Source organism: Mitsuaria sp. GD03876 (assembly GCF_029840635.1).
GTDB lineage: Bacteria > Pseudomonadota > Gammaproteobacteria > Burkholderiales > Burkholderiaceae_C > Roseateles.
Genome location: NZ_JAOCCU010000028.1, coordinates 60629 through 82601, shown reverse-complemented (window position 1 = coordinate 82601; position 21973 = coordinate 60629). Strand labels below are relative to the sequence as shown.

Sequence of the window (21973 nt, the reverse complement as noted above, 5' to 3'; positions counted from 1 at the left end):
GTGTCGGCGGCGCGGCTGGCGGCGCCTTGGGCACCAGTTCCAGCGCGATCTTGTTGTCGATCAACCCTCTTCTCCCGGGCCTTCCCTGGCCCGGGCGAGAGTCTAGTGAACCCGGCGCCCCGCGCCGATCCCCGGCGGCGGCGAACCGGAAATTTTTCGGGAGGCGCTAGGCCGCTTCGGCCGCGCCCAGGCGTCCGCGCTGGAGTTCCTGCCGCTGCGCCGTCTCCGGCGCGAACAGCGCGACCAGCGCCGCCATCAGCGCGCGGGCCTTGGCCGAGTTGTCGCCGCCGTAGTTGCAGACGTAGACGTCCAGCGTCACCGAGGCCAGCTCGGGCCAGGTGTGCAGCGCCACATGCGACTCCGCCAGCAGCAGCATGCCGGTGAGGCCGCCGGGCTCGCCGGCGGCGCCGTCGGGGAAGCGGTGCCAGTGCTCGCCGACGACCGAGAGGCCGGCGGCCTCGGCCGCCGCGCGCGTGTCGCGGGCCAGGCCCTCGCCGTCGGTCAGCAGCGCCGCGTTGGCGCAGCCGGACAGGTCGGCCGTCAGGTGCAGTCCGTTCATCGCCTCAGTCCGCGGGCTGGCCGGCGTCGGCCAGCAGCGCATGGCAGCGCTCCTCGTGCTGCGCGATCTCGGCCAGCGTCACCTGGATGTCGTCGAGCTGCTGCTGCAGCTGGCGGCGGTGCTGCTCCAGCACGCCCAGGAAGGCCCGCAGCTGCGGCACCGTGTCCGAGTGGCTGTCGTACATGTCGACCAGCTGCTTGATGTCCTGCAGCGACAGGCCCAGCCGCTTGCCGCGCAGCGTCAGCTTCAGCCGCGTGCGGTCGCGCTGGGTGTAGACGCGGTTGCGGCCGGCGCGCGCCGGCGTCAGCAGGCCCATGTCCTCATAGAAGCGGATCGCGCGGGGGGTGATGTCGAATTCGGCCGCCAGTTCGGTGATGGTGAACAGCGGCCCCGCGTCGTCGCCGGCTTCGGGCAGCGCGTCCTCGGACAGCTCGTCGACCGGGGTCGGGCGGGGTTCGGTGCTCATGGCTACACTGGCAAATGACGTTGACGTAAACGTAAGTCTAAAGCCATGGCCAACCCCCGCGAATCCGAACTGACCTACCCCCTGGGCGACGTGCTGCCGGGCCCCGGCGAGGCGCTGGACCTGCTGCCCGGCCTGCGCTGGGTACGGATGGGACTGCCGTTCGCGCTGGACCACATCAACCTGTGGCTGCTGCGGGACGCGATCGACGGGCGCGAGGGCTGGACCATCGTCGACTGCGGCATCCACAGCGACGCGACGAAGGAGAACTGGGAACGGGTCTTCGCCGAGCGGCTGGACGGGCTGCCGGTGCTGCGGGTGATCGTCACCCACTTCCACCCCGACCACATGGGCCTGGCGCACTGGCTGACCGAACGCTGGCAATGCCGGCTGTGGATCAGCGCGACGGACTACCAGCTGGCGAAGCTCGCCTCGTCGTCGACGGTCGGCATGGGCGGCGAGGCGGCGGCCGCCTTCTTCGGCAGCCACGGCCTGAGCGACCCGGCGGCGCTGGACAAGATCCGCGGCCGCGCCAGCTACTACCCGAGCATGGTGCCGGCCATCCCGGCGACCTTCCGGCGGCTGATGGACGGCATGACGGTGCGCATCGGCGACCACGACTGGCGCTGCCTGGTGGGCTACGGCCACGCGCCGGAGCACATCAGCCTGTTCAGCGAGACCCTGGGCGTGATGATCTCCGGCGACATGGTGCTGCCGCGGATCTCGACCAACGTGTCGGTCGTCGACGTGGAACCGGAAGCGGATCCGCTGCAGCTCTACCTGGACTCGCTCGCGCGGCTGACCGTGCTGCCGGCCGACACCCTGGTGCTGCCGGCGCACGGCAAGCCGTTCCGCGGCCTGCACGCGCGCATCGACCAACTGCAGCAGCATCACCAGGAACGGCTGGCGGAAGTGATCGAGGCCTGCGCCGCGAAGCCCTGCCAGGCGGCGGAGCTGCTGCCGATGATGTTCCGGCGCCCGCTGGACCTGCACCAGACGACCTTCGCGATGGGCGAGGCGGTGGCCCACCTGAACCGGCTGTGGCTGGGCGGGCAGTTGCGGCGCTCGCTGGACGCGGACGGGGTGTATCGCTTCTCTGCCTGAATCGGCAAGCGTTGGCCTGAATCGCTCCGAGCCGCTTCCGGCCAGTCGGGGCCGGTCGGTGCCGCCCGCCCGGTGCGCGAAAAAGCGCCCCCCAGAAAGACAGTCGCCGCCGCCCCGGTCACGGGACGGCGGCGCTGCGCCTTGTAATGCATCAGTTTGTCGGCTCTGAGCGCGGGTCGACCTGGCACAGCCACTGGCTGGGGGACCCTGAGCGCCGCCGGGAGCGGAACGCGGGAGGAAGTTCTGACTCAGATGCGGTGATGACAGCGGATCGGAGTGTGCCGCGACGCTCAAATGAGCTACAAGCCCCCCCAAAGAGGGAAATGCGAATGTTTACCGCTCCCAGCCAGAACTATTGACGTCCCGGGTGTTTTCACCGACGCCTGCCGGACACCGTCCGGAAGCCAGCCGCCGCCCTTTCGGGCCCGCTCAGGCGTCGTCCATCAGCGGCAGCACCGCCTGCTTGAGCCGGTCCCGGGCGAGTTCGTAGTCCGGGAACACCGAGCGCACCACGGCCCAGAAGCGCGGGCTGTGGTTCATCTCCTTGAGATGCGCCAGCTCGTGCGCGACGACGTAGTCGATCAGCGCCGGCGAGAAGTGGATCAGCCGCCAGTTGAGCCGGATCATCCCGTCGGCGCTGGCGCTGCCCCAGCGGGTCTGCGCCGAGGACAGCCGCAGCCCGGTCATCGTCACGCCGAGCGGCCCGGCGAAGTGCCGGCAGCGCTGCTCGAAGCGCTGGCGCGCCTGGCGCTGCAGCCAGGCCTGCACCGCGTCGCGGATCTGTTCCGGCGCCGCGCTCTGCGGCAGGCCGAGGTAGAGCAGGCGCCGCGGCACCGTGGCCAGCGTCGGCTGCGGATCGGCCTGGCCCTCGTCGAGCCGGGCGCCGGTCATCGACGGATCGAGCACCACGATCAGCGGCTCGCCCAGGTAGGGCAGGCTGCAGCCGTCGCCCCAGTGGACCCGGGCCGCCTGCGTGCGCCGCGCGCGCTCGCGCTGCTCGACCAGCTTGCGCAGGATCCAGTCGCCCTTCTGCTGCAGCGCGTTGTCGATGTCGGTCAGCGGCACCCACTTCGGCGCGGACACGCGCAGGCCGTCCTCGCTGACGGTGAAGCCGATGCTGCGGCGCCGCGCGCGCTTCAGTTCATAAGGAATGGCCTGACCCTGCAGCAAGACCTGGCGCACCGACGCGCCGGCGTCGCCGCGCAGCCGCGGCGGCGGGACGACAGGATCGGGCGCGGGACGCGGGGGGGCGGGGTCAGGCTCGGCGTCGAACAGCGACAACTGCGTGAAGTTCAGCAGTCCGGCCAGTCCCCGCAGCTTGGAGGGCAGCATGGGCTGCGAGTGTAATCAGGCGGCGGCCGGCGCGGGAGGCGGGGCCGGCGGCGCGGGCGGGGCGCCGGCGACCGTCGCGGCGGCCTCGGCCGGGTAGGCCTCGGGGTCCAGGACCCGCATCTCGGCCTCGATCCAGGCCTGCACTTCCTTCATCAGGTCGGCCGGCGTGCGGCCGGCGCTCGGGATCATCGGGCCGATGGCGATGTCGATCACGCCGGGGCGCAGCAGGAAGCTCTTGCGCGGCCAGCAACGCGCCGAGTTCATCGCGATCGGCACCACCGGCACGCCGGTCTCGACCGCCAGGCGCGAGCCGCCGGTCTTGTAGTCCCCGGTCTTGCCCCGCGCCACGCGCGTGCCTTCCGGGAACATGATGATCCAGTTGCCCAGCGCGGCGATCCGCCGGCCCTGCGCGGCCACCTTGTTCCAGGCCTCGCTGCGCTTGCTGCGGTCGATGTGGATCATGTCCAGCCGCGCCATCGCCCAGCCGAAGAACGGGATGTAGATCAGCTCGCGCTTGAACACGTAGGCCAGCGGCCGCGGCATCAGCATCGGGTAGGCGAAGGTCTCCCAGGTCGACTGGTGCTTGGACAGCAGGATCACCGACTGCTTCTCGTCGGTGGGCAGGTGCTCCATGCCGCGCACGCGCCAGGTCACGCCGCAGATCAGCCGGGCACCCCAGATCGCTACGCGCAGCCAGTTGGCGCACATCCAGTACAGCTGGGTGCTGTTCAGGAACAGCGAGCACAGCACGACCGCGCTGCCCCAGGGCACGACGGTGACGATCAGGTAGAGGACGAAGAGGATCGAACGCAGGGCGATGAGCATCAGCTCAGGTCTCCGGGAGAGGTATCGGGTTCGGCGGACTCGCCGCGCGATTGGGCGCGGGCGCGGCGTTCCTCGTGGATCAGCATCTCGGCGAACGCGGCGAGGTCCTGGTGCACGCGGGTGCCGGGCACCAGCGAGATCTGTTCCTGCAGCTGCGCCTCGTCGACGCCGGCGAGCCGGTCGCCGCGCACCAGGTGCGGCACGCAGCCGGCGTTGCGCGCCGTCTGCAGGTCGCGCACGCTGGCGCCGACCATGTGGACCTGCGACAGGTCCACGCCGAAGCGTTCGCCGATCTGCTCGACCAGGCCGGGCAGCGGCTTGCGGCAGTTGCAGTTCTCCTCCGGCGCGTGCGGGCAGAAGAACGCGGCGTCGAGCCGGCCGCCCTTCTCCGCCAGCAACTGGTTCAGGCGCAGGTGGACCGCGTTGAGCGAGGCCATGTCCAGCAGCCCGCGGCCGATGCCGGGCTGGTTGGTGGCCATCACCGTGTGCCAGCCGGCGTGGTTGAGCCGCGCGACGGCCTCGAGCGCGCCGGGCAGCGGCTCGAGTTCCTCGGGCGATTTCACGTGGTCGTCGCGGTAGCGGTTGATCGTGCCGTCGCGGCCCAGGATCACCAGCTTCATGCCATGCGGATGGTCGGAGCGGTTGGGCATCGAAGGCTCCGTTGGGCGTCGTTGCGGGGCGCGATCAGGCGGCCAGGCGCGAGAGGTCGGCCACGCGGTTCATCGCCTCGTGCAGCTGCCGCAGCAGCGCCTGGCGATTGGCGCGCAGCGCGGGGTCCTCGGCGTTAACCATCACGTCGTCGAAGAACGCGTCGACCGGCGCCTTCAGCGCGGCCAGCGCCTTCAGCGAGCCGGCGTAGTCGTGCTGCTCGAACAGCGTGTCGGCCTGCGGCTTCACGCCGGCCAGCGCGTCGGCCAGCGCCTTCTCGGCGGCCTCGGTCAGCAGCGCCGGGGTCACTTGCGTCGGCAGCTCGCCCTCGACCTTCTTGAGGATGTTGCCCACGCGCTTGTTGGCCGCGGCCAGCGAGGCCGACTCCGGCAGCGACGCGAACGCGCGCACCGCCTCCAGCCGCTTGGGCACGTCGCCCAGGCGGGCCGGGTTCAGCGCCAGCACCGCGTCGACCTCCTGGGCGCTGTAGCCCTGGTCGCGCAGGCTGACCGCGAGCCGGTCGGCGAAGAAGCCCAGCAGCGCCTCGCTCGGATCCTGGATCAGCTCGCCGAAGGCCGGCAGCGCGCCCTGGATCAGCTCGGGCAGCGACAGGTGCATGTGGTTCTCGACCAGGATGCGGATCACGCCCAGCGCATGGCGGCGCAGCGCGAACGGGTCCTTGTCGCCGGTGGGCAGCTGGCCGATGCCGAACAGGCCGATCAGCGTCTCGAGCTTGTCGGCCAGCGCCACGACGGTGCCGGTGTGGTTGCGCGGCAGCGCGTCGCCGGCGAAGCGCGGCTTGTAGTGGTCCTCGATCGCCTTGGCCACGCCGTCGCGCAGGCCTTCATGGCGCGCGTAGTAGCCGCCCATGACGCCCTGCAGCTCGGGGAACTCGCCCACCATGTCGGTCAGCAGGTCGGCCTTGGCCAGCACCGCGGCTTCTTGCGCCTTGCTGTCCAGGACGTCGAACTCGTCCTTGGCCTCGACCGTGTACGGGTGCTGGGCCATGCGCAGCTGGTTGACGATGGCATGCGCGATCGCGCGCACGCGCTCGGTGCGCTCGCCCTGGCTGCCGAGCCTGCCGTGGTACACGACCTTGTCCAGGCCCTCGACGCGCGAGGCCAGCGTCCGCTTGCGGTCCTGGTCGAAGAAGAACTTCGCATCGGCCAGGCGCGGGCGCACCACGCGCTCGTTGCCCTGGACGACCTGGGCCGCGTCGTCCGGATGCACGTTGCTGACCAGCAGGAAACGGTGCGTCAGCTTGCCGTGGCCGTCCAGCAGCGGGAAGTACTTCTGGTTGGCCTTCATCGTCAGGATCAGGCATTCCTGCGGCACGGCCAGGAACTCGGGCTCGAACTGGCAGGACAGCACGTTGGGCAGCTCCACCAGCGCGGTGACCTCGTCCAGCAGCTCGGGCGCGTCGATCGGGGCCAGGCCCAGCGGCTCGGCGTTGGCGCGCAGCTGGCGCACGATCTCGGCGCGGCGCTGGTCGAAGGAGGCGATCACGCCGCCTTCCTCGCGCAGCTGCTGCTCATAGGTGTCGGCGCTCTTGATCTCGATCGCGGCGACCTTCGATTCGAAGCGGTGGCCGCGCGTCACGCGGCCCGAGCTCAGGCCCAGCGCGCCGATCTCGACCAGCTCGTCGCCATGCAGCGCGACCAGGCCGTGGGCGGGGCGGACGAACTTGACGTCGCTCCAGCCGTCGGCCAGCTGGTAGGTCATGACCTTGGGGATCGGCAGCTTGGCCAGCGCCTCGTCCAGCGCCTTCTGCAGGCCGTCCTTCAGCGTGACGCCGGGGACGACGGTGTCCAGGAACAGCGCCTCGGCCTTGCCGTCGGGCGCGCGCTTGAGCGACGGCACGGCCGACGCGTCGGCGCCGACCGAGGCCAGCTTCTTCAGCAGCGCGGGCGTGGCGTTGCCGGCGGCGTCCAGCGCCACCGCGACCGGCATCAGCTTCTGCTGCACCGCGCGGTCGGCGGCCTTGGCGGCCACGCCGGCGAGGTGCACCGCCAGGCGGCGCGGCGTCGCGAACGCGGTCGCCGCGGCGTCGGCGCCGGCCAGGCCCTGCGCCTTCAGCGCGTCCGCCAGCACCGAGGCGAACGCCTCGCCCAGCTTCTTCAGCGCCTTGGGCGGCAGTTCCTCGACAAACAGTTCGACGAGAAGATTCTTGGTGGTCATGCTCGTGCTTCCCTCAACCTCAGGCGGCGGCCTTCTTGTCCGCCTTGTCGGCGGTCTTCCCGGCCTTGGCGGCTGCCTCGGCGCTCTTCTTCTCGATCTGCGCGATCACGTCGTCGGCCCAGGCCTTGGGCGCCATCGGGAAGCCCAGGCGCGCGCGGCTGTCGACATAGCTCTGCGCGACGGCGCGCGCCAGGTTGCGGATGCGGCCGATGTAGGCGGCGCGTTCGGTGACGCTGATCGCGCCGCGCGCGTCCAGCAGGTTGAAGGTGTGGGCGGCCTTGAGCAGCTGCTCGTACGCCGGCAGCGCCAGCTGCACGTCCATCAGCTCCTTGGACTTGCGCTCGTAGGCGCCGAAGGCGCCCAGCAGGAAGTCGACGTCGCTGTGCTCGAAGTTGTAGGTCGACTGCTCGACCTCGTTCTGATGGAACACGTCGCCGTAGGTCAGGCCGTCCGTGTAGACCAGGTCGTAGACCGATTCCTTGCCCTGCAGGTACATCGCCAGGCGTTCGAGGCCGTAGGTGATCTCGCCGGTGATCGGCTTGCAGTCGATGCCGCCGACCTGCTGGAAGTAGGTGAACTGCGTCACCTCCATGCCGTTGAGCCAGACCTCCCAGCCCAGGCCCCAGCAGCCCAGCGTGGGGTTCTCCCAGTCGTCCTCGACGAAGCGGACGTCGTTGCGCTTGAGGTCGAAGCCCAGGGCCTCCAGCGACCCGAGGTACAGCTCCAGGATGTTGGCCGGCGCCGGCTTGAGCACGACCTGGAACTGGTAATAGTGCTGCAGGCGGTTCGGGTTCTCGCCGTAGCGGCCGTCCTTGGGGCGGCGGCTGGGCTGGACGTAGGCGGCCTTCCAGGGCTCGGGACCGAGCGCGCGCAGGAAGGTCGCGGTGTGGCTGGTGCCCGCGCCGACCTCCATGTCGTAGGGCTGCAGCAGCGCGCAGCCTTGCTTGGACCAGTACTCCTGCAGGCGGAGGATCAGTTGCTGGAAAGTCAGCATGGGACGTCGGGCCGTCGCCGGCGTTGGAGCAAAACGACCGATTCTATGTGCGCCTCGTGGCGCTCACAGGCGGCCCGGGCGCGCGACGCGGTCCCGGTTCAGGCGACGCGGGCCGCGCCGCCCGCCCGGCGCCGCAGGACCGGCAGCACGGCGACAACGGCCAGCGCCCACAGCGGCCACAGCCCGAGCGCCGACAGCCAGCGCGCGTACGGCGTGGCGCCGGCGCGGCCCTCGACGCCGACCTCGAGCACGCCGGCGCGTTCCGCCGGCAGCCGCTCGAGCACGCGGCCGCGGTGGTCGACATGCGCGGTCGCGCCGGTGTTGGTCGCCCGCACGACCGGGCGCTGGAACTCCAGCGCGCGCATCTGCGAGAACTGCAGGTGCTGGTCCTGCACCATGCGCGGCCCGAACCAGGCCAGGTTGCTGACGTTCACGAACACCGTCGCGGCCGGGTCGCCCTGGTCGAGCGCGCTGGCGACGACGTCCTCGCCGAACAAGTCCTCGTAGCAGATCAGCGGCCGCAGCCGCTGGCCGGCGAACGGCAGCGCGCGCTGATGCTGGCCGCTGGCCTGGTCGTCCATCGGGATGTTCATCGCGGTGACGAACCAATGGAAACCGGTCGGGATGAACTCGCCGAACGGCAGCAGGTGCCGCTTGCCGTAGTCGTAGGACTGCGCGAAGCCCAGGCCCGCCAGCGAGTTCACGAAGCCGTCGGTGGAGTTGCCCAGGAAGGTGCCCAGCAGCAGCGGCCGGACCGCGGCGTCGCGATGCAGGCGGGCCAGGCGGTCCTCGTCGAGGAAGGCCAGCGGCACCGGCAGCACCGACTCCGGCGTGATGACGACCTGGCCGCGCGCGGACTCGATCAGCGCGACCAGCTGGTCGAGGTTCTGGTCGAAGCGGTCGCGGTCGAACTTCTGGTCCTGCGGGATGTTGGGCTGCACCAGCGACACGCGCAGCGTGCCGGTCGACCGGGTGAAGTCCTGCGGCAGGAACTGCGCGGCGCCGATGCCGGCCACCAGCGCGCCCAGCAACGCCCAGCGCCCAAGCGCCAGCGCCGCCGCGACCAGCGCCGCCAGCGCGGTGATGCCGTAGACGCCGACATACGGCGCGAAGGCCGCCAGCGGCCCCTGCGCATGGGCGTAGCCGCTGGCGATCCACGGGAAGCCGGTGAAGAAGGTGGCGCGGGCGAGTTCCGCGCCGAGCCACAGCCCCGCGAGGGCCAGCACGCGCCGCCACGCCGCCGCGCCCGCCGACCAGCGCGCCGCCAGGCCCAGGCCGATGGCGTAGTAGGTCGACAGGAACAGCGCCAGCGCCAGCACGGCCAGCGCGGAGACGGCCGCGTTCAGATGCCCGAAGTCGTGCATGCTGATGTAGAGCCACCACAGGCCCGACGCCAGCCAGCCGACGCCGAACAGTGCCCCGGTCAGCGCCGCGCGGCGCGGCCGGGCGCCGTCGCAGGCGTGGAACAGCCAGGCCAGCGCCAGCGGCTGCAGCCACCAGGCGGAACTCGGGGAGAAGGACGCGGTGTGCAGCGCGCCGGCGACCAGCGCCAGCGCCGGATGGAACAGCGCCGCCAGGCGCGGGCCGCGGCGCATCAGCCGCTGTGGTCGTCGGCCTCGGCGGCCGGCGCGCGGGTCACCTTGAACCAGCGCACGGCACCGCCGCGGTTGATCATCACCGAGAAGCGCAGCCCGGCGATCTCGACGGTCTCGCCCCGGCGCGGCACGCGGCCGTGCTCGTGCGCGACCAGGCCGCCGATGGTGTCGAAGTCCGCGTCCGACAGCGACAGCCCGAAGGCCTCGTTGACCGCCTCGATCTCGGCGTCGCCGGCGACGCGGTAGCTGCCGTCGGCCAGCGTGTAGATGCCGGCGTCGCCGTCGCCGACGTCGAATTCGTCCTCGATCTCGCCGACGATCTCCTCGAGGACGTCCTCGATCGTGATCAGGCCGGCGGTGTTGCCGAACTCGTCGATGACGATGGCCAGGTGATTCCGGTTGGAACGGAAATCGCGCAGCAATTCGTTCAGGCCCTTGCTCTCGGGCACGAAAACTGCCGGGCGCAGCAAGGCGCGCAGGTTCAGTTCCGGCGCGCGCTGGAGCTTGAGCAGGTCCTTGGCCAGCAGGATGCCGATGATGTTGTCCCGCTGGCCGTCGTAGACCGGGAACCGCGAGTGGCCGGTGTCGATGACGGCGGCGAGCAGTTCGTCGGTGGAGGACTGGATGTCCAGCAGGTCCATCCGCGGCGCGGCGACCATCACGTCGCCGGCGCTGAGTTCGGCCATGCGCAGGACGCCTTCGAGCATCTGGCGCGATTCGGGCGCGATCAGGTCGCGCTCCTCCGCGTCGGCGAAGTTCTCGATCAGCTCGCTGGTCGAGTCGGGGCCGGGGTGCAGGAATTCGAGGACGCGGTCCAACAGGCCGCGATGGTCATTGCCACGCCCGCCGTGTTTGGCGGGCCGACTAGGCTGAGGTTCAGACACTGCCGTGTGTGCCGTCGTTGAGGAGGCGCCAGAATAACCGATTGACATTGACATTCGCTTGAAACACAGTCATCCGCCCCCAGTTGCCGGGGCCAAGCTTTCCTAAGAGATTGGTCGTCCACATGTCCGCCGCCGACACCGCTGCCCAGGCTTCCGCCCAGGGCGCCGCCCCGGGTCCCGCCCAGGGACTCATCCCCGCCACCATCCTCACGGGCTTCCTCGGCTCGGGCAAGACGACGCTGCTCAAGCGCGTGCTGACCGAGGCCCACGGCCAGAAGATCGCCGTCATCGAGAACGAGTTCGGCGAGGAGAACATCGACAACGACATCCTCGTCAGCGAGACCCAGGAGCAGATCATCCAGCTCAGCAACGGCTGCGTCTGCTGCACGATCCGCGAGGACCTGCGCACCACGCTGGCCGACCTGGCCGCCAAGCGCCGCAAGGGCGAGCTGGACTTCGAGCGCGTCGTCATCGAGACCACCGGCCTGGCCGACCCGGGCCCGGTCGCGCAGACCTTCTTCATGGACGACGAGATCGCGGAGACCTTCCTGCTCGACTCGATCCTGACGCTGGTCGACGCCAAGCACGCCCACGACCAGCTCGACACGCGCCAGGAGGCGCGCCGCCAGGTGGGCTTCGCCGACCAGATCTTCCTGAGCAAGACCGACCTGGTCGACGCCGCCGCGGTGGACGCGCTGTCGCACCGCCTCAAGCACATGAACCCGCGCGCGCCGCAGTCCAAGGCGCATTTCGGCGAGGTGCCGATCAAGGACGTGTTCGACCTGCGCGGCTTCAACCTGAACGCCAAGCTCGAGATCGATCCCGACTTCCTGGCCGCCGACGAGCATGACCACGGCCACGACCATGCGCACGGCCACGACCACGGCCATGAGCACCACGACCACGAGCACGGCGAGCACTGCGACCACCCGCACCACCACCATCACGACGACGACGTGAAGTCGTTCGTCTTCCGCTCGGAGCGTCCGTTCAATCCGGCCAAGCTGGAGGACTTCCTGGGCGCGATCGTGCAGGTGTACGGGCCGAAGATGCTGCGCTACAAGGGCGTGCTGAACATGAACGGCACCGACAAGAAGGTGATCTTCCAGGGCGTGCACCAGCTGATGGGTTCGGATCTCGGCCCGAAGTGGATGCCCAATGAAAAGAAGGTGAGCAAGATGGTGTTCATCGGCATCGACCTGCCGAAGGACATCCTGCTGCAGGGGCTGGAAGGCTGCCTGGCTTAGTGCCACACTGACCGATGGTTCAGAGCCATCGTTGGCGCGGCGGCGGAGGTGGCTACAATCCGCCGCGCCCGAACCAGGCCCCTGCGTCACCGGCGGGAAGTCCAGGCTTCTCATGTCGAGCAGGTATAAAGAGCCGCTAGGAGAGTGAACGTGAGCAAGACACCGGCCTCCAAGACCGCCGCGCCCAAGGCTTCCGCGAAGGTTGCCAAGGCCTCGGCGACGGGCAAGTCCGCCGAGGCGGACGCCCCCGACAGCACGGTCTCTCTGCTGGACAGTCCCGTCCGGCCCTCGACCCCGACATCAACTTCGAACAACAGCCGCCCCGCCGTGAAGACCGATCCCAAACTCTCGTCCGCCTGGAAGACCAAGGCCGGTGTCGAACTGACCGACGCCGAGGTGCTGGCGATGCCGGACACCGAGTACATGAACGACAAGCAAGTCGACTTCTTCCGCGCCAAGCTGACGCAGTTGAAGGAAGACATCCTGTCCAACGCCGGCGAGACGACCGAGCACCTGCGCGAGGACACGTCCATCGTCCCCGATCCGGCCGACCGCGCCACGATCGAGGAAGAGCACGCGCTGGAGCTGCGCACGCGCGACCGCGAGCGCAAGCTGCTCAAGAAGATCATGCAGTCGCTGCAGCGCCTGGAAAGCGGCGAGTACGGCTACTGCGACGAGACCGGCGAGCCGATCGGCCTGGGCCGGCTGATCGCCCGTCCGACCGCCACGCTGTCGCTGGAGGCGCAGCAGCGCCGCGAGCTCAAGCAGAAGATGTTCGGCGACTGAGTCGCCGGATGTCCTTGCGCAGCCCGGCGATCCGGTGAAGAGCACGACCCGCTAGAGCATGACCGACCCCAAAGACGGCACCAACAAAGAAGGCGAAAGCTTCTTCCGCAAGGTGGCGCGATTCGTCGCCAATCCGACGACCGACTGGGCGGAGATCAATTCGCGCCAGGACGATCCCGAGGCCGACGCGGCCAAGGCCGAGTTGCGGGCGATGGTGGAGCGCAAGCGGCGCAACGACTTCGTGCGCAAGCGCGAGCTCGACATGCTGCGCAAGATCCGCCGCGAGGGCCTGACGCCCGAGCAGCTGGCGGCGCTGGGCGGGCATGCGACCTCGGGCATCGACGAGCTGGGCCGGATCAGCGAGATCCAGGGCGCCCGCCGCGACGAGGCCAGCGTCAAGGCCAAGATCGACCAGATCGAGCAGCAGATGGTGGGCGAAGGCTTCGCCCCGACGCAGGTCCAGGGCGGACAGCATCCGCCGGGCTTCTTCGAGACCAGCACCCGTCCGGTGAATTTCGCGGCGACGCAGCCGGCGGACCAGATCGTCGCGCGGGTGTCCGACTTCGCGCCGGCGGCCGACATCGAGCGCCTGGACCTGTCCCCGGCGCCCGCTGCGGCCTCGATGGGCGGCGGCATGGCCCCGCTCTCCCCGGCGGCCGCCCCGGCGCCGATTCCCGAACTCAAGAAGGAGATCCCGACGCTGAGCTTCCGCGTCGCGGATCCGCAGGTCGAGGTCAGCGAGGTCGTCCATGACGCCGAGCTGGACGAGGCCGTCATCGCCTTCGCCAATGCCGACTACGAGCATTGCGAGCGCAGCCTGATCGACCTGACCCGCGCGGGCGGCCAGCGGCACGAGCATGCCGAGACCTGGCTGGTGCTGTTCGACCTGTACCGGGCGACCGGCCAGCAGGGCAAGTTCGAGCACCTGGCCAACGACTACGCGCAGCAGTTCGGCCTGTCCTCGCCGCAATGGTTCTCGCTGCCCAAGCTGGTGGCCGAGGCGGTGCAGCAGGAACGCGCGCCGCGCGGCCGCGCCAGCAGCGTCTCCTGGACCAGCCCGGACTACCTGGACACCGAGGCGGTGACGCAGATGCGCACGCGCTGCGAGAACCTGCCGATGCCGTGGGTGATCGACTGGTCGCCGCTCAAGCAGATCGACATCGAGGCCTGCGCCAAGCTGCGCGACCTGTTCCGGTCCTGGGCGCAGCAGTCGCTGGACCTGCGCTGGCTGGCCGGGGACCACTTCTTCCAGGTGCTCCGGGAGCAGGCGCCGGTGGGCAGCCGCGACGCCGACCCGATCCTGTGGATGCTGCGCCTGGAGGCGCTGCGCCTGGCCAACCGGCCGGACCAGTTCGACGAGGTCGCGATCGACTATTGCGTGACCTACGAGGTCTCCCCGCCGAGCTGGGAACGCGCGCTGTGCCATGTGCGCATCAGCGGCAACGCGCTGTCGACCAGCTCGCCGTCCTCGATCCAGTCGGCGCCGCCGGACACCGGCATCGCCTTCCTCGAATCGACGATGACCGACGCGGTCAACACCGCGGCGCTGATGGAGCTGTCGGGCCAGTTGAGCGGCGACATCAGCGAGACGCTGGCGCTGATGACCGAGCAGCTGGGCGGCGCGTCGCTGGTGACGATCGCCTGCCCGAAGCTGATCCGGCTGGACTTCATGGCCGCCGGCGACCTGCTGAACTGGGTGCTGGCGCGGCGCAGCGAGAACCGCGCGGTGCAGTTCACCGATGCGCACCGCCTGGTGGCGCTGTTCTTCGGCGCGATGGGCATCAACGAACACGCCCGGGTCAAGGTCCGGCACGTCTGAGGCCGGCCGGCATCGACCTTCGCGACGACGGGGCCTCTGGCCCCGTCGTGCTTTCGGATGGCCGATCATCGTGGTCGCCGGACGGCTTTTCCTCACCTTGTCCTCACCTTGTGATTCGCGCGGCGGCACCCACGTGAGTCCTTCATGACCGGAATCTCCATGTCTCAAGACCATTCCTCGGGCCTGCCGCCGTACCACGGCACCACGATCGTCAGCGTGCGGCGCGGCGACCAGGTCGCCATCGGCGGCGACGGGCAGGTGACGCTGGGCTCGATCGTCGTGAAGTCGACGGCGCGCAAGGTGCGCAAGCTCTACAAGAACCAGGTGCTGGCGGGCTTCGCCGGCGCGACGGCGGACGCGTTCACGCTGTTCGAGCGCTTCGAGTCCAAGCTCGAGAAACACCAGGGCCACCTGGTGCGCGCGGCGGTGGACCTGACGCGCGACTGGCGCACCGACCGCGTGCTGCGCCGGCTGGAGGCGATGCTGGCGGTGGCCGACCGCAGCGCCTCGCTGATCATCACCGGCAACGGCGACGTGCTGGAACCCGAGCAGGGCATCGTGGCGATCGGCAGCGGCGGCGCCTACGCGCAGGCGGCGGCCAAGGCGCTGCTCAACCACAGCGAGCTGAGCGCGGTGGACATCGTCAAGCAGTCGCTGGTGATCGCCGGCGAGATCTGCATCTACACCAACGGCAATCACACGATCGAGACGCTGGACTGAGCCGGAGCACACGAATGAGCAGCAGCATGACCCCGCAGGAGATCGTCTCCGAACTCGACCGGCACATCGTCGGCCAGGCCGATGCCAAGCGCGCCGTGGCGATCGCGTTGCGCAACCGCTGGCGTCGCCAGCAGGTGGACGAGAAGCTGCGCGGCGAGATCACGCCCAAGAACATCCTGATGATCGGCCCGACGGGCGTGGGCAAGACCGAGATCGCGCGCCGGCTCGCCAAGCTGGCGGACGCGCCCTTCATCAAGGTCGAGGCGACGAAGTTCACCGAGGTGGGCTACGTCGGCAAGGACGTGGACAGCATCGTGCGCGACCTGGTGGACATCGCGGTCAAGCAGGAGCGCGAGCGCCAGATGCGCTTCCAGCGCGCGCGGGCCGAGGACGCGGCCGAGGAGCGCATCCTGGACGCGCTGGTGCCCCCGCCGCGCTCGACGACCGGCTTCGCGCCGGCGGCGGAAGGTGGCGCGGACAACACCGCGCGCCAGGTGATGCGCAAGCGGCTGCGCGAGGGCGCGATGGACGACAAGGAGATCGAGATCGAGCTGGCCGAGGCCAAGCCGTCGATGGAGATCCTCGGGCCGCAGGGCATGGAGGAGATGGCCGAGCAGCTCAAGGGCCTGTTCTCCCAGATGGGGCAGGGCCGCAAGAAGGCGCGCAAGGTCAAGATCGGCGAGGCGATGAAGCTGCTGGTCGAGGAAGAGGCGGCCAAGCTCGTCAACGAGGACGACATCAAGACGACCGCGCTGGCGCATGCGCAGGACAACGGCATCGTCTTCATCGACGAGATCGACAAGGTGGCCACGCGCAGCGAGCACTCGGGCGGGGCGGACGTGTCGCGCCAGGGCGTGCAGCGCGACCTGCTGCCGCTGGTCGAGGGCACGACGGTGAACACGAAATACGGGATGGTGAAAACCGATCACATCCTGTTCATCGCCTCGGGCGCGTTCCACCTGAGCAAGCCCAGCGACCTGATTCCGGAGCTGCAGGGGCGCTTCCCGATCCGGGTCGAGCTGAAGTCGCTGTCGGTGGAGGACTTCGAGGCCATCCTGTCGAGCACGCATGCGAGCCTGGTGAAGCAGTACCAGGCGCTGCTGGCGACGGAGGGGCTGACGCTGGAGCTGAGCGAGGACGGCATCCGCCGGGTGGCGAAGATCGCGTTCGAGGTCAACGAGCGCACCGAGAACATCGGTGCGCGGCGGTTGTCGACGGTGCTGGAGCGGCTGCTGGACGACATCAGCTTCGACGCGCACAAACATGCCGGCAAGACCGTCACGATCGACGGCGCGCAGGTCGACGAGAAGCTCGGCGCGCTGGCGCAGAACGAGGACCTGAGCCGGTTCATCCTCTGAGGGCGGCGCCCGACTTCGCGATGGCCTGTCGCGAAGTCCCCGGGCCCGGCGAGGCCGAGGCGCTCCTCGTAGACTCCGTCGTCCGCGCCGCGGGGCGCGTCGCCCTCAAGGAGTGCCATGTTCGACCTCACCACCCTGGCGACCTTCGTCGTCATCGTCCTCGGTCTCTTCCTGATCCCGGGTCCAGCGGTCCTGCTGGTGCTGAGCCGCACGGTGCAGGGCGGCCGGAAGGTCGGCGTGATGACCGGACTGGGCGTCGCCACCGGCGACTTCGTGCACACGCTGTTCGCGGCGGTCGGCCTGTCGGCGCTGCTGATGACGTCGGCGCTGGCCTTCAACGTGGTGAAGTACGTCGGCGCGGCCTACCTGGTGTACCTCGGCGTCAAGGCCTTCCTGGCCAAGCCGGCCGACCCGTCGCTGCCGGCCGTCGCGCCGATCGGGCCGCTGCGCGCCTACCTCGAGGCGATTCCGGCCGAGGTGCTCAACCCCAAGACCGCGCTGTTCTTCCTGGCGTTCATGCCGCAGTTCGTGCACCCCGAGAAGGGATCGACCTTCGTTCAGTTCGCCGTCCTCGGCGCGATCTTCGTCGTCATGAGCAGCCTGTACACGACGGCGGTCGCGCTGTCGATCAAGCCGCTCGGACGCGTGCTCAAGCGCGTGTCGTGGCTCAGCCGCTGGCAGGGCAAGATCATCGGCACGATCTTCGTCTCGCTGGGCATCAAGGTGGCCGTGCAGCAGCGCTGAGCCCCCGGCGTCCTCAACTTGATGGAGGAGCGCCTCGGCCGTTCGCGGGGAATCGGGGAGACTGCTCCTCCGCATTCATTCGAGCGATCCGACATGGCCACCCCCGACACGACGACCGGCGTGCCTATCCGCTCCAGCGCCGACCTGTGGGGCATCCTCCAGACCCAGGGCGGCCTGCAGGCCGACACCTATGACCGAGAGCTGGTCGAGACGCTGATCCAGGGCTTGAGCCTGGACATCGACCGTCCGATCGCAGATCAACTGGGCTCGGTCTCGACGACCCGGTTCATGGTGGCGCTGTTCGCCGCGCTCCAACCGTGGGACCGGATGATGGGCGACGTGCTGGACCTCTTCGGCCGTCATGGCGTGAAGACCAGCAATGGCGAGGTCCTGATCGAGTTCGAGTTCGGCCCGAACGAATCGCTGACATTCGACGCAGACCAGTTCAAGCAGGCTCGTGCGGCGGCTCAGAAGCTGGGAGCTGCCATCCAGGATGTCGAGACGGGCGACTTGGCGCTCTTCGAACTGGCTCGGGCGATGGCGGCCCAACTCGCCGCGTCGCATGGCCTCGCCTACGACACGAAGGGTTTCTTCCGCCAGACGGTCGCTCGCATCGGCGGTGTCGAGCAACACGACAACCGTCCCCCGGACTCGCAGGATGCGCGTTTCTGGCTCGGGTTCCTGCCGCAAGGCGAGGATCGCGTCCACGAACGCTGGCCCTTCGACGAGCCGCCGCCGTTCCCCGCATGGGCCGCCAACGACCCACTTGGACCGGTCGTCCAACCGGTCGAAACGGCGATCTCGATCCTCTCGGCTCGCGTAGCCGGCTATGCCAGCTGGCAGGAGATCGGGGAAACGCGCCGGCGCGAGACGCCCGATCCCGCGGTCAACACCGACCAGCGGGCAGCGCTCACCGCCTGGACCCTGAATCGGGTACTGGCTGCCCAGCACGACCGCCTCGCGCTCTCGCTGCTGCATCGCCTGTGGTTGTTGCACGACCTGGCGCCCAGCAATGCCGTGGCGCGCGCGGCGTTGGCCGCTGCCGTCGCCAAGGACGTGGCCCTGGCGCTTCGACCGATCGTCGGATCGTCCCCGCAACAGGCGCTCGAAGAGCTGTTGGCGCTGCCGTTGTGGCAATACCGCCATCAGCTGTATTCGGTCTGGTTGGTCACCGCGGTCGAGGGCGCCCTGCCCGACCGTGCCCGCATGACCCTGCAGCCCGTCGACGGGCGCCTCCGGTTCGCGTTCAGCGCCACGCTCGTGGCCACGATCGCGACGGACGGTCCGACCTTCAGCCTCGTGGCCGAGCACAAGACCGAGGCGCCGGAGGAGGTGACCCTGCTCGGCAAGAGCCGGGTGAGCGCTATCCAGCCGGACTACGTCATCAGGAACGACGACGCCGGCACGGTGGCCTACGTGCTCGAAGCCAAGCAGTACCGCAAAGGGAAGAAAGGCGAGTTCGCCAGGGCCGTGCACGACTACGCGGCCGTCCACGCGCATGCCCTGGTCGCGCTGGCCAACTACGGCACGATGCCGGCCGGGATGACGGAAGCGATCGACACCGCGACGCGCGCGGCCGGGACGCGTGGCGACGGCAAGCTCTCCGATCGATGCCTGGCGATCGGCGACGTGAAGCCGGAGGGCGCGGGGCTGCCGCTCCTGCGAGCCCACCTGTCGGCGATCTTCGCGCCGAGCGTCGCGGTGGTCATGGACGGCACGGCTTCCATGCTCCACGTGGTTCCGGTCGACGAACTGCCTCCGCTCTGGGCTCTGCTGAACGGCTGGCACGGGCCGTTGGCACTCGCCTTCTCCAGCCATGAGGCGCTCCTCCTCGTCCCCCCCGCGCGTGACCGGGACCTGCGGACAGTCCTGCGCGAGCACGCCCATGAGGCGCCCTTGAGCGTCGAGCAAGCCGCCAGCCAGTTCGAAAAGCCGCGCATCCTGGTCACCGACCAGGGCGGCTGGCAGGAGTCGCGCGCCATGCATGGCCTCTTCAGCGCCGTGATCGTGCTGCGCGATGCGGAGGGCCGCTTCGACCTGATCATCTCCGCGGACTCGCCCAAAGAGATCGAACCCTTCTTCCGCGCGCAGTGCGAGACCGCAGCCCGCGGCTGATGACCGAGACCGGGTGACTTCACCGTGAGTTCACACCCGGCTCATCCTGAGCCCCGCGGGCCTCGCGAGACTGGCCTCTTCCCAACCCGGAGGAGCCCATCTCGCCATGAACCGCTTTCTCATGTCCGTGCTCGTCGGCCTCGCGGCCTGGAACCTCTCGACCGCGTGGCTGATCGACCTCTACGTCCCCTCGCCCTGCAATGCGCTGGGCCGCTGCGACGGCGACATGGCCTTCACGCTCAAGGTCGTCGGCATCTGGTTCGGCATGTTCTGGCTGACCTCGGTCACGGTGCTGCTCTACAACATCGCGCGCTGGAAACGCGACTGGCAGCGTCACCAGCGCCAATGGCGGTGACCCCGGGAGCCCGCCATGCCGCATCTGCAACTCTCGCTGCGGCTGGGCCGCGATAAGCTCGACGGCCGTTCCACCGCCATCGAGCCGCCCATGCCGAGCACCCTGATCGAAGTCCGCCAGGCCTATTCGCCGGAAGAGGAAGTCCAGCTGATCGAAGCCGTGCAGGCGGCGTTGGTCGAGGGCTTCAAGATCCCGCCCGAAGACCGCTGCGTGCGCCTGATCGCCTACGAGCCGCACCGCTTCATCTACCCGCCGCGGCTGTCGCGCCCCGAGCGCTACACGCTGGTCACGGTCACCGCCTTCGCCGGCCGCACGATCGAGGCCAAGCGCCGGCTCTACCGCGCCATCGTCGAGCGGCTGGGCGCGCTCGACATCCCCGCCGACCACGTCACCATCACCCTCAACGAGGTCGAGCGCGAGAACTGGGGCCTGCGCGGCGGGCAGCCGGCGTCCGAGATCGACCTCGGATTCAAGGTCGACGTCTGAGCGTCAGGACGCGCGCGGACGGTAACCGCGCGCCTTCATGCAATCGTTGGTCAGCTCGATGCGCTTCTCCGCGATGACGACGCCATCGCCGATCGCCTTGCCCATCGCCTGGCTGTTGCTTTCCTTGGCGGAACTGGCGGTCGAATAGCTCGCGGTCGCCGCCTTGGCCTCGTACTCGCATTCGGCCTTGTCCTTCTCGACCTGCGACATCGGCGCGTCGCTCTTCTCCCACTGGTGGTGCGACGTCGCGCAGCCGCCCAGCCCGATCGACACCGCCGTCCCGACGAGCGCCGCGAACAGCGGCAGCGTGGTCCTCATCTCGCTCATTCGATGCTCCCTGGAGTGAACGGACGCGGGCAGTGTCACATGCAGGGCGTCGGGCCCGCCGTCCCGTGGCGAAGGGACAGGCGCGACGCCTGCCGGGTGCCGCGGCTGTCGATTCCCGCCCCCGGCATTCGTCGTGGCTGATGGAACGATCACCCTCCAGGAGCGCCCCGATGACCGATACCCCCATCCACGCCTTCCTCCGCGACTACGCGGCCGCCGTCTTCGATCGCGACCATGCGCGCTTCATGGCGCTGTACGCCGAGGACATGCACGTCTTCGACAGCTGGGACCGCTGGCAATGCGACAGCCGGGAGGACTGGTCCGGCATGATCGCCGGCTGGTTCGAGGGCATCCGCGACGTGCGGGTGCGGGTCACCGCGAAGGACGTCCAGGCCTGGGGCGACGCATCGTTCGCGGGTGGCGTGGCGACGCTGGAGTTCGCCGCGCTCGACGCCGACGGCCAGCCGATGCGCTCGACCGAGAACCGGCTGACGCTGCTGCTGCGCCGCGACGGCGACCGCTGGCGCGCGGTCCATCAGCACACGTCGGTGCCGGTGGACTTCCAGAGCAAGCAGGTGGTGCAGCGCTGAGCGGGCCGGGCGCCATCAGGCCCGGCCGGCGCTCAGAGCGCCAGCCGATGCGCCTGCAGCGCCAGCAGGCCGTCGAAGATCAGCGAGTCGATCAGCTCGTGGGGAATGTCCAGCGCCGGCGAGACCTTCCAGCCCGCGCCGCCGGTCATCAGCGTGACCGGCGCCTGCCCGCAGCGCTTGACGATGTGCCGCTGCATGCGCTCGATCGCGCCGGCGATCGCATAGTTGCCGCCGCTGGTGAGCGCGTCCGAGGTGTTGGTCGGGAACTCCCGCACCTCGCCGGTGGGCACGCGCAGGCCCGCGGTGCCGCCTTCCAGCGCGCGCAGCATGATCCCGTGGCCGGGCAGGATCAGCCCGCCCAGGAATCGCCCGTCGGCATCGAGCGCGTCGACCGTCACCGCCGTGCCGACCATCACCACCAGCGCCGGGCGCGCCGCCTGCCCGCGCATGCGCGACAGCACGTGATGCCGCGCGCCGATCAGCGCCACGAAGCGGTCCGCGCCCAGGCGGCCCGGATGGTCGTAGCCGTTGGTCACGCCGCCGCCCTGCGCGGACGACGCCACCCAGCGCGGCTCGATGTCCCACAGCTCCTCCATCTGCTCCTCGACGCGATGCCGCATCGCGTCGCCGGCCACGTTGCTGCCGAGCATGCTGCCCGGCGCCACCGGCAGCCGCGCCCAGTCGTGCTCGACGAGCTGTTCGATGTTCTCCAGGAACTGCGCGCCGTGCGCCAGCATCGCGCTGCCGGGCTGGGGGCTCGCGTAGAGCGCCCACTTGAGGCGGGTATTGCCGATGTCGATGGCCAGGAAACTCATGGGCGGGGGGCGGTCGATCCGAGGAGTTC

Annotated in this window: 22 protein-coding genes; 11 read left to right on the top strand and 11 right to left on the bottom strand. The window is 69.7% G+C overall.

The genetic code is table 11. The features are described from left to right. Nucleotides 1-166: 166 nt before the first annotated feature. Nucleotides 167-559: an S-adenosylmethionine decarboxylase gene (locus tag N5D62_RS18005; protein WP_279759246.1), complete on the bottom strand. Its 393-nt coding sequence runs from the start codon at nt 557-559 to the stop codon at nt 167-169. A 4-nt stretch (nt 560-563) separates the two neighbouring features. Further along, nucleotides 564-1025 (bottom strand): MerR family DNA-binding transcriptional regulator, encoded by a 462-nt coding sequence (locus N5D62_RS18000; RefSeq protein WP_279759245.1) that lies wholly within the window; start codon nt 1023-1025, stop codon nt 564-566. A 45-nt stretch (nt 1026-1070) separates the two neighbouring features. Between N5D62_RS18000 and N5D62_RS17995 the strand changes: the two genes are divergently transcribed. Further along, nucleotides 1071-2126: an MBL fold metallo-hydrolase gene (locus tag N5D62_RS17995; RefSeq protein WP_279759244.1), complete on the top strand. Its 1056-nt coding sequence runs from the start codon at nt 1071-1073 to the stop codon at nt 2124-2126. A gap of 429 nt (nt 2127-2555) precedes the next feature. Here the strand turns inward: N5D62_RS17995 and N5D62_RS17990 are convergent, their stop codons facing one another. The 7 genes from N5D62_RS17990 to N5D62_RS17960 all read right to left on the bottom strand — a co-directional run bounded on the left by N5D62_RS17990 (nt 2556) and on the right by N5D62_RS17960 (nt 10582). Then, the gene (locus N5D62_RS17990; protein WP_279759243.1) at nt 2556-3458 is read right to left on the bottom strand and encodes a SprT family zinc-dependent metalloprotease; all 903 of its coding nucleotides are present in this window, start codon (nt 3456-3458) and stop codon (nt 2556-2558) included. 15 nt (nt 3459-3473) lie between these two features. Then, entirely contained in the window at nt 3474-4283 is an 810-nt protein-coding gene (locus N5D62_RS17985; protein ID WP_279759242.1) for a lysophospholipid acyltransferase family protein, read from the bottom strand. Continuing rightward, nucleotides 4283-4933, bottom strand: a complete 651-nt coding sequence (gene gmhB, locus N5D62_RS17980) for a D-glycero-beta-D-manno-heptose 1,7-bisphosphate 7-phosphatase (protein ID WP_279759241.1) — start codon at nt 4931-4933, stop codon at nt 4283-4285. Before gmhB ends, N5D62_RS17985 begins: the two co-directional genes overlap by 1 nt. A 34-nt stretch (nt 4934-4967) precedes the next feature. Continuing rightward, a complete protein-coding gene (gene glyS, locus N5D62_RS17975; protein WP_279759240.1) occupies nt 4968-7109 on the bottom strand; it encodes a glycine--tRNA ligase subunit beta in 2142 nt (713 codons plus the stop codon). A gap of 19 nt (nt 7110-7128) precedes the next feature. Continuing rightward, nucleotides 7129-8103, bottom strand: coding sequence for a glycine--tRNA ligase subunit alpha (glyQ, locus tag N5D62_RS17970; RefSeq protein ID WP_279759239.1), 975 nt, complete (start codon nt 8101-8103; stop codon nt 7129-7131). Nucleotides 8104-8201: 98 nt separating this feature from the next. Beyond that, nucleotides 8202-9698 carry an apolipoprotein N-acyltransferase gene (lnt, locus tag N5D62_RS17965; RefSeq protein ID WP_279759238.1) on the bottom strand — a complete coding sequence of 499 codons (1497 nt, stop codon included), beginning with the start codon at nt 9696-9698 and terminating at the stop codon, nt 8202-8204. After that, nucleotides 9698-10582, bottom strand: coding sequence for a transporter associated domain-containing protein (locus tag N5D62_RS17960; RefSeq protein WP_279759237.1), 885 nt, complete (start codon nt 10580-10582; stop codon nt 9698-9700). The genes lnt and N5D62_RS17960 overlap by 1 nt, the downstream gene beginning before the upstream one ends. Nucleotides 10583-10704: 122 nt before the next feature. On the opposite strand from N5D62_RS17960, the gene N5D62_RS17955 reads away from it, so the two are divergent. The 9 genes from N5D62_RS17955 to N5D62_RS17915 all read left to right on the top strand — a co-directional run bounded on the left by N5D62_RS17955 (nt 10705) and on the right by N5D62_RS17915 (nt 20212). Beyond that, entirely contained in the window at nt 10705-11829 is a 1125-nt protein-coding gene (locus tag N5D62_RS17955) for a GTP-binding protein (protein ID WP_279759236.1), read from the top strand. Nucleotides 11830-11979: 150 nt separating this feature from the next. Next, nucleotides 11980-12615 (top strand): RNA polymerase-binding protein DksA, encoded by a 636-nt coding sequence (dksA, locus tag N5D62_RS17950; RefSeq protein ID WP_279759235.1) that lies wholly within the window; start codon nt 11980-11982, stop codon nt 12613-12615. 58 nt (nt 12616-12673) lie between these two features. Next, nucleotides 12674-14434 carry a hypothetical protein gene (locus tag N5D62_RS17945; protein ID WP_279759234.1) on the top strand — a complete coding sequence of 587 codons (1761 nt, stop codon included), beginning with the start codon at nt 12674-12676 and terminating at the stop codon, nt 14432-14434. Between the two features lie 183 nt (nt 14435-14617). Beyond that, nucleotides 14618-15154 carry an ATP-dependent protease subunit HslV gene (gene hslV / locus N5D62_RS17940; RefSeq protein WP_279759250.1) on the top strand — a complete coding sequence of 179 codons (537 nt, stop codon included), beginning with the start codon at nt 14618-14620 and terminating at the stop codon, nt 15152-15154. A gap of 14 nt (nt 15155-15168) precedes the next feature. After that, nucleotides 15169-16512 carry an ATP-dependent protease ATPase subunit HslU gene (hslU, locus tag N5D62_RS17935; RefSeq protein ID WP_279759233.1) on the top strand — a complete coding sequence of 448 codons (1344 nt, stop codon included), beginning with the start codon at nt 15169-15171 and terminating at the stop codon, nt 16510-16512. Nucleotides 16513-16629: 117 nt separating this feature from the next. Next, nucleotides 16630-17256 carry a LysE family translocator gene (locus N5D62_RS17930; RefSeq protein ID WP_279759232.1) on the top strand — a complete coding sequence of 209 codons (627 nt, stop codon included), beginning with the start codon at nt 16630-16632 and terminating at the stop codon, nt 17254-17256. Between the two features lie 93 nt (nt 17257-17349). Continuing rightward, a complete protein-coding gene (locus tag N5D62_RS17925; protein ID WP_279759231.1) occupies nt 17350-19371 on the top strand; it encodes a hypothetical protein in 2022 nt (673 codons plus the stop codon). Between the two features lie 106 nt (nt 19372-19477). Then, a complete protein-coding gene (locus N5D62_RS17920; protein WP_279759230.1) occupies nt 19478-19726 on the top strand; it encodes a hypothetical protein in 249 nt (82 codons plus the stop codon). 15 nt (nt 19727-19741) lie between these two features. After that, complete coding sequence (locus N5D62_RS17915; RefSeq protein ID WP_279759229.1) at nt 19742-20212, top strand: tautomerase family protein; 471 nt, start codon at nt 19742-19744, stop codon at nt 20210-20212. A gap of 3 nt (nt 20213-20215) precedes the next feature. On the opposite strand, the gene N5D62_RS17910 is transcribed toward N5D62_RS17915, so the two are convergent. Continuing rightward, nucleotides 20216-20539 (bottom strand): hypothetical protein, encoded by a 324-nt coding sequence (locus N5D62_RS17910; RefSeq protein WP_279759228.1) that lies wholly within the window; start codon nt 20537-20539, stop codon nt 20216-20218. Nucleotides 20540-20709: 170 nt separating this feature from the next. On the opposite strand from N5D62_RS17910, the gene N5D62_RS17905 reads away from it, so the two are divergent. Continuing rightward, the gene (locus N5D62_RS17905) at nt 20710-21129 is read left to right on the top strand and encodes a nuclear transport factor 2 family protein (RefSeq protein WP_279759227.1); all 420 of its coding nucleotides are present in this window, start codon (nt 20710-20712) and stop codon (nt 21127-21129) included. A gap of 32 nt (nt 21130-21161) precedes the next feature. Here N5D62_RS17905 and N5D62_RS17900 read toward each other — a convergent pair whose 3' ends face one another. Next, nucleotides 21162-21944, bottom strand: a complete 783-nt coding sequence (locus tag N5D62_RS17900) for a type III pantothenate kinase (protein WP_279759226.1) — start codon at nt 21942-21944, stop codon at nt 21162-21164. Nucleotides 21945-21973 lie beyond the last annotated feature (29 nt).

Excerpts from the sequence above, each read along its gene's own strand:
- N5D62_RS18005 (WP_279759246.1), bottom strand. The coding sequence starts at position 559 with ATGAACGGACTGCACCTGACGGCCGACCTGTCCGGCTGCGCCAACGCG.
- N5D62_RS18000 (WP_279759245.1), bottom strand. The coding sequence starts at position 1,025 with ATGAGCACCGAACCCCGCCCGACCCCGGTCGACGAGCTGTCCGAGGAC.
- N5D62_RS17995 (WP_279759244.1), top strand. The coding sequence starts at position 1,071 with ATGGCCAACCCCCGCGAATCCGAACTGACCTACCCCCTGGGCGACGTG.
- N5D62_RS17990 (WP_279759243.1), bottom strand. The coding sequence starts at position 3,458 with ATGCTGCCCTCCAAGCTGCGGGGACTGGCCGGACTGCTGAACTTCACG.
- N5D62_RS17985 (WP_279759242.1), bottom strand. The coding sequence starts at position 4,283 with ATGCTCATCGCCCTGCGTTCGATCCTCTTCGTCCTCTACCTGATCGTC.
- gmhB (WP_279759241.1), bottom strand. The coding sequence starts at position 4,933 with ATGCCCAACCGCTCCGACCATCCGCATGGCATGAAGCTGGTGATCCTG.
- glyS (WP_279759240.1), bottom strand. The coding sequence starts at position 7,109 with ATGACCACCAAGAATCTTCTCGTCGAACTGTTTGTCGAGGAACTGCCG.
- glyQ (WP_279759239.1), bottom strand. The coding sequence starts at position 8,103 with ATGCTGACTTTCCAGCAACTGATCCTCCGCCTGCAGGAGTACTGGTCC.
- lnt (WP_279759238.1), bottom strand. The coding sequence starts at position 9,698 with ATGCGCCGCGGCCCGCGCCTGGCGGCGCTGTTCCATCCGGCGCTGGCG.
- N5D62_RS17955 (WP_279759236.1), top strand. The coding sequence starts at position 10,705 with ATGTCCGCCGCCGACACCGCTGCCCAGGCTTCCGCCCAGGGCGCCGCC.
- N5D62_RS17945 (WP_279759234.1), top strand. The coding sequence starts at position 12,674 with ATGACCGACCCCAAAGACGGCACCAACAAAGAAGGCGAAAGCTTCTTC.
- hslU (WP_279759233.1), top strand. The coding sequence starts at position 15,169 with ATGAGCAGCAGCATGACCCCGCAGGAGATCGTCTCCGAACTCGACCGG.
- N5D62_RS17930 (WP_279759232.1), top strand. The coding sequence starts at position 16,630 with ATGTTCGACCTCACCACCCTGGCGACCTTCGTCGTCATCGTCCTCGGT.
- N5D62_RS17925 (WP_279759231.1), top strand. The coding sequence starts at position 17,350 with ATGGCCACCCCCGACACGACGACCGGCGTGCCTATCCGCTCCAGCGCC.
- N5D62_RS17920 (WP_279759230.1), top strand. The coding sequence starts at position 19,478 with ATGAACCGCTTTCTCATGTCCGTGCTCGTCGGCCTCGCGGCCTGGAAC.
- N5D62_RS17915 (WP_279759229.1), top strand. The coding sequence starts at position 19,742 with ATGCCGCATCTGCAACTCTCGCTGCGGCTGGGCCGCGATAAGCTCGAC.
- N5D62_RS17910 (WP_279759228.1), bottom strand. The coding sequence starts at position 20,539 with ATGAGCGAGATGAGGACCACGCTGCCGCTGTTCGCGGCGCTCGTCGGG.
- N5D62_RS17905 (WP_279759227.1), top strand. The coding sequence starts at position 20,710 with ATGACCGATACCCCCATCCACGCCTTCCTCCGCGACTACGCGGCCGCC.
- N5D62_RS17900 (WP_279759226.1), bottom strand. The coding sequence starts at position 21,944 with ATGAGTTTCCTGGCCATCGACATCGGCAATACCCGCCTCAAGTGGGCG.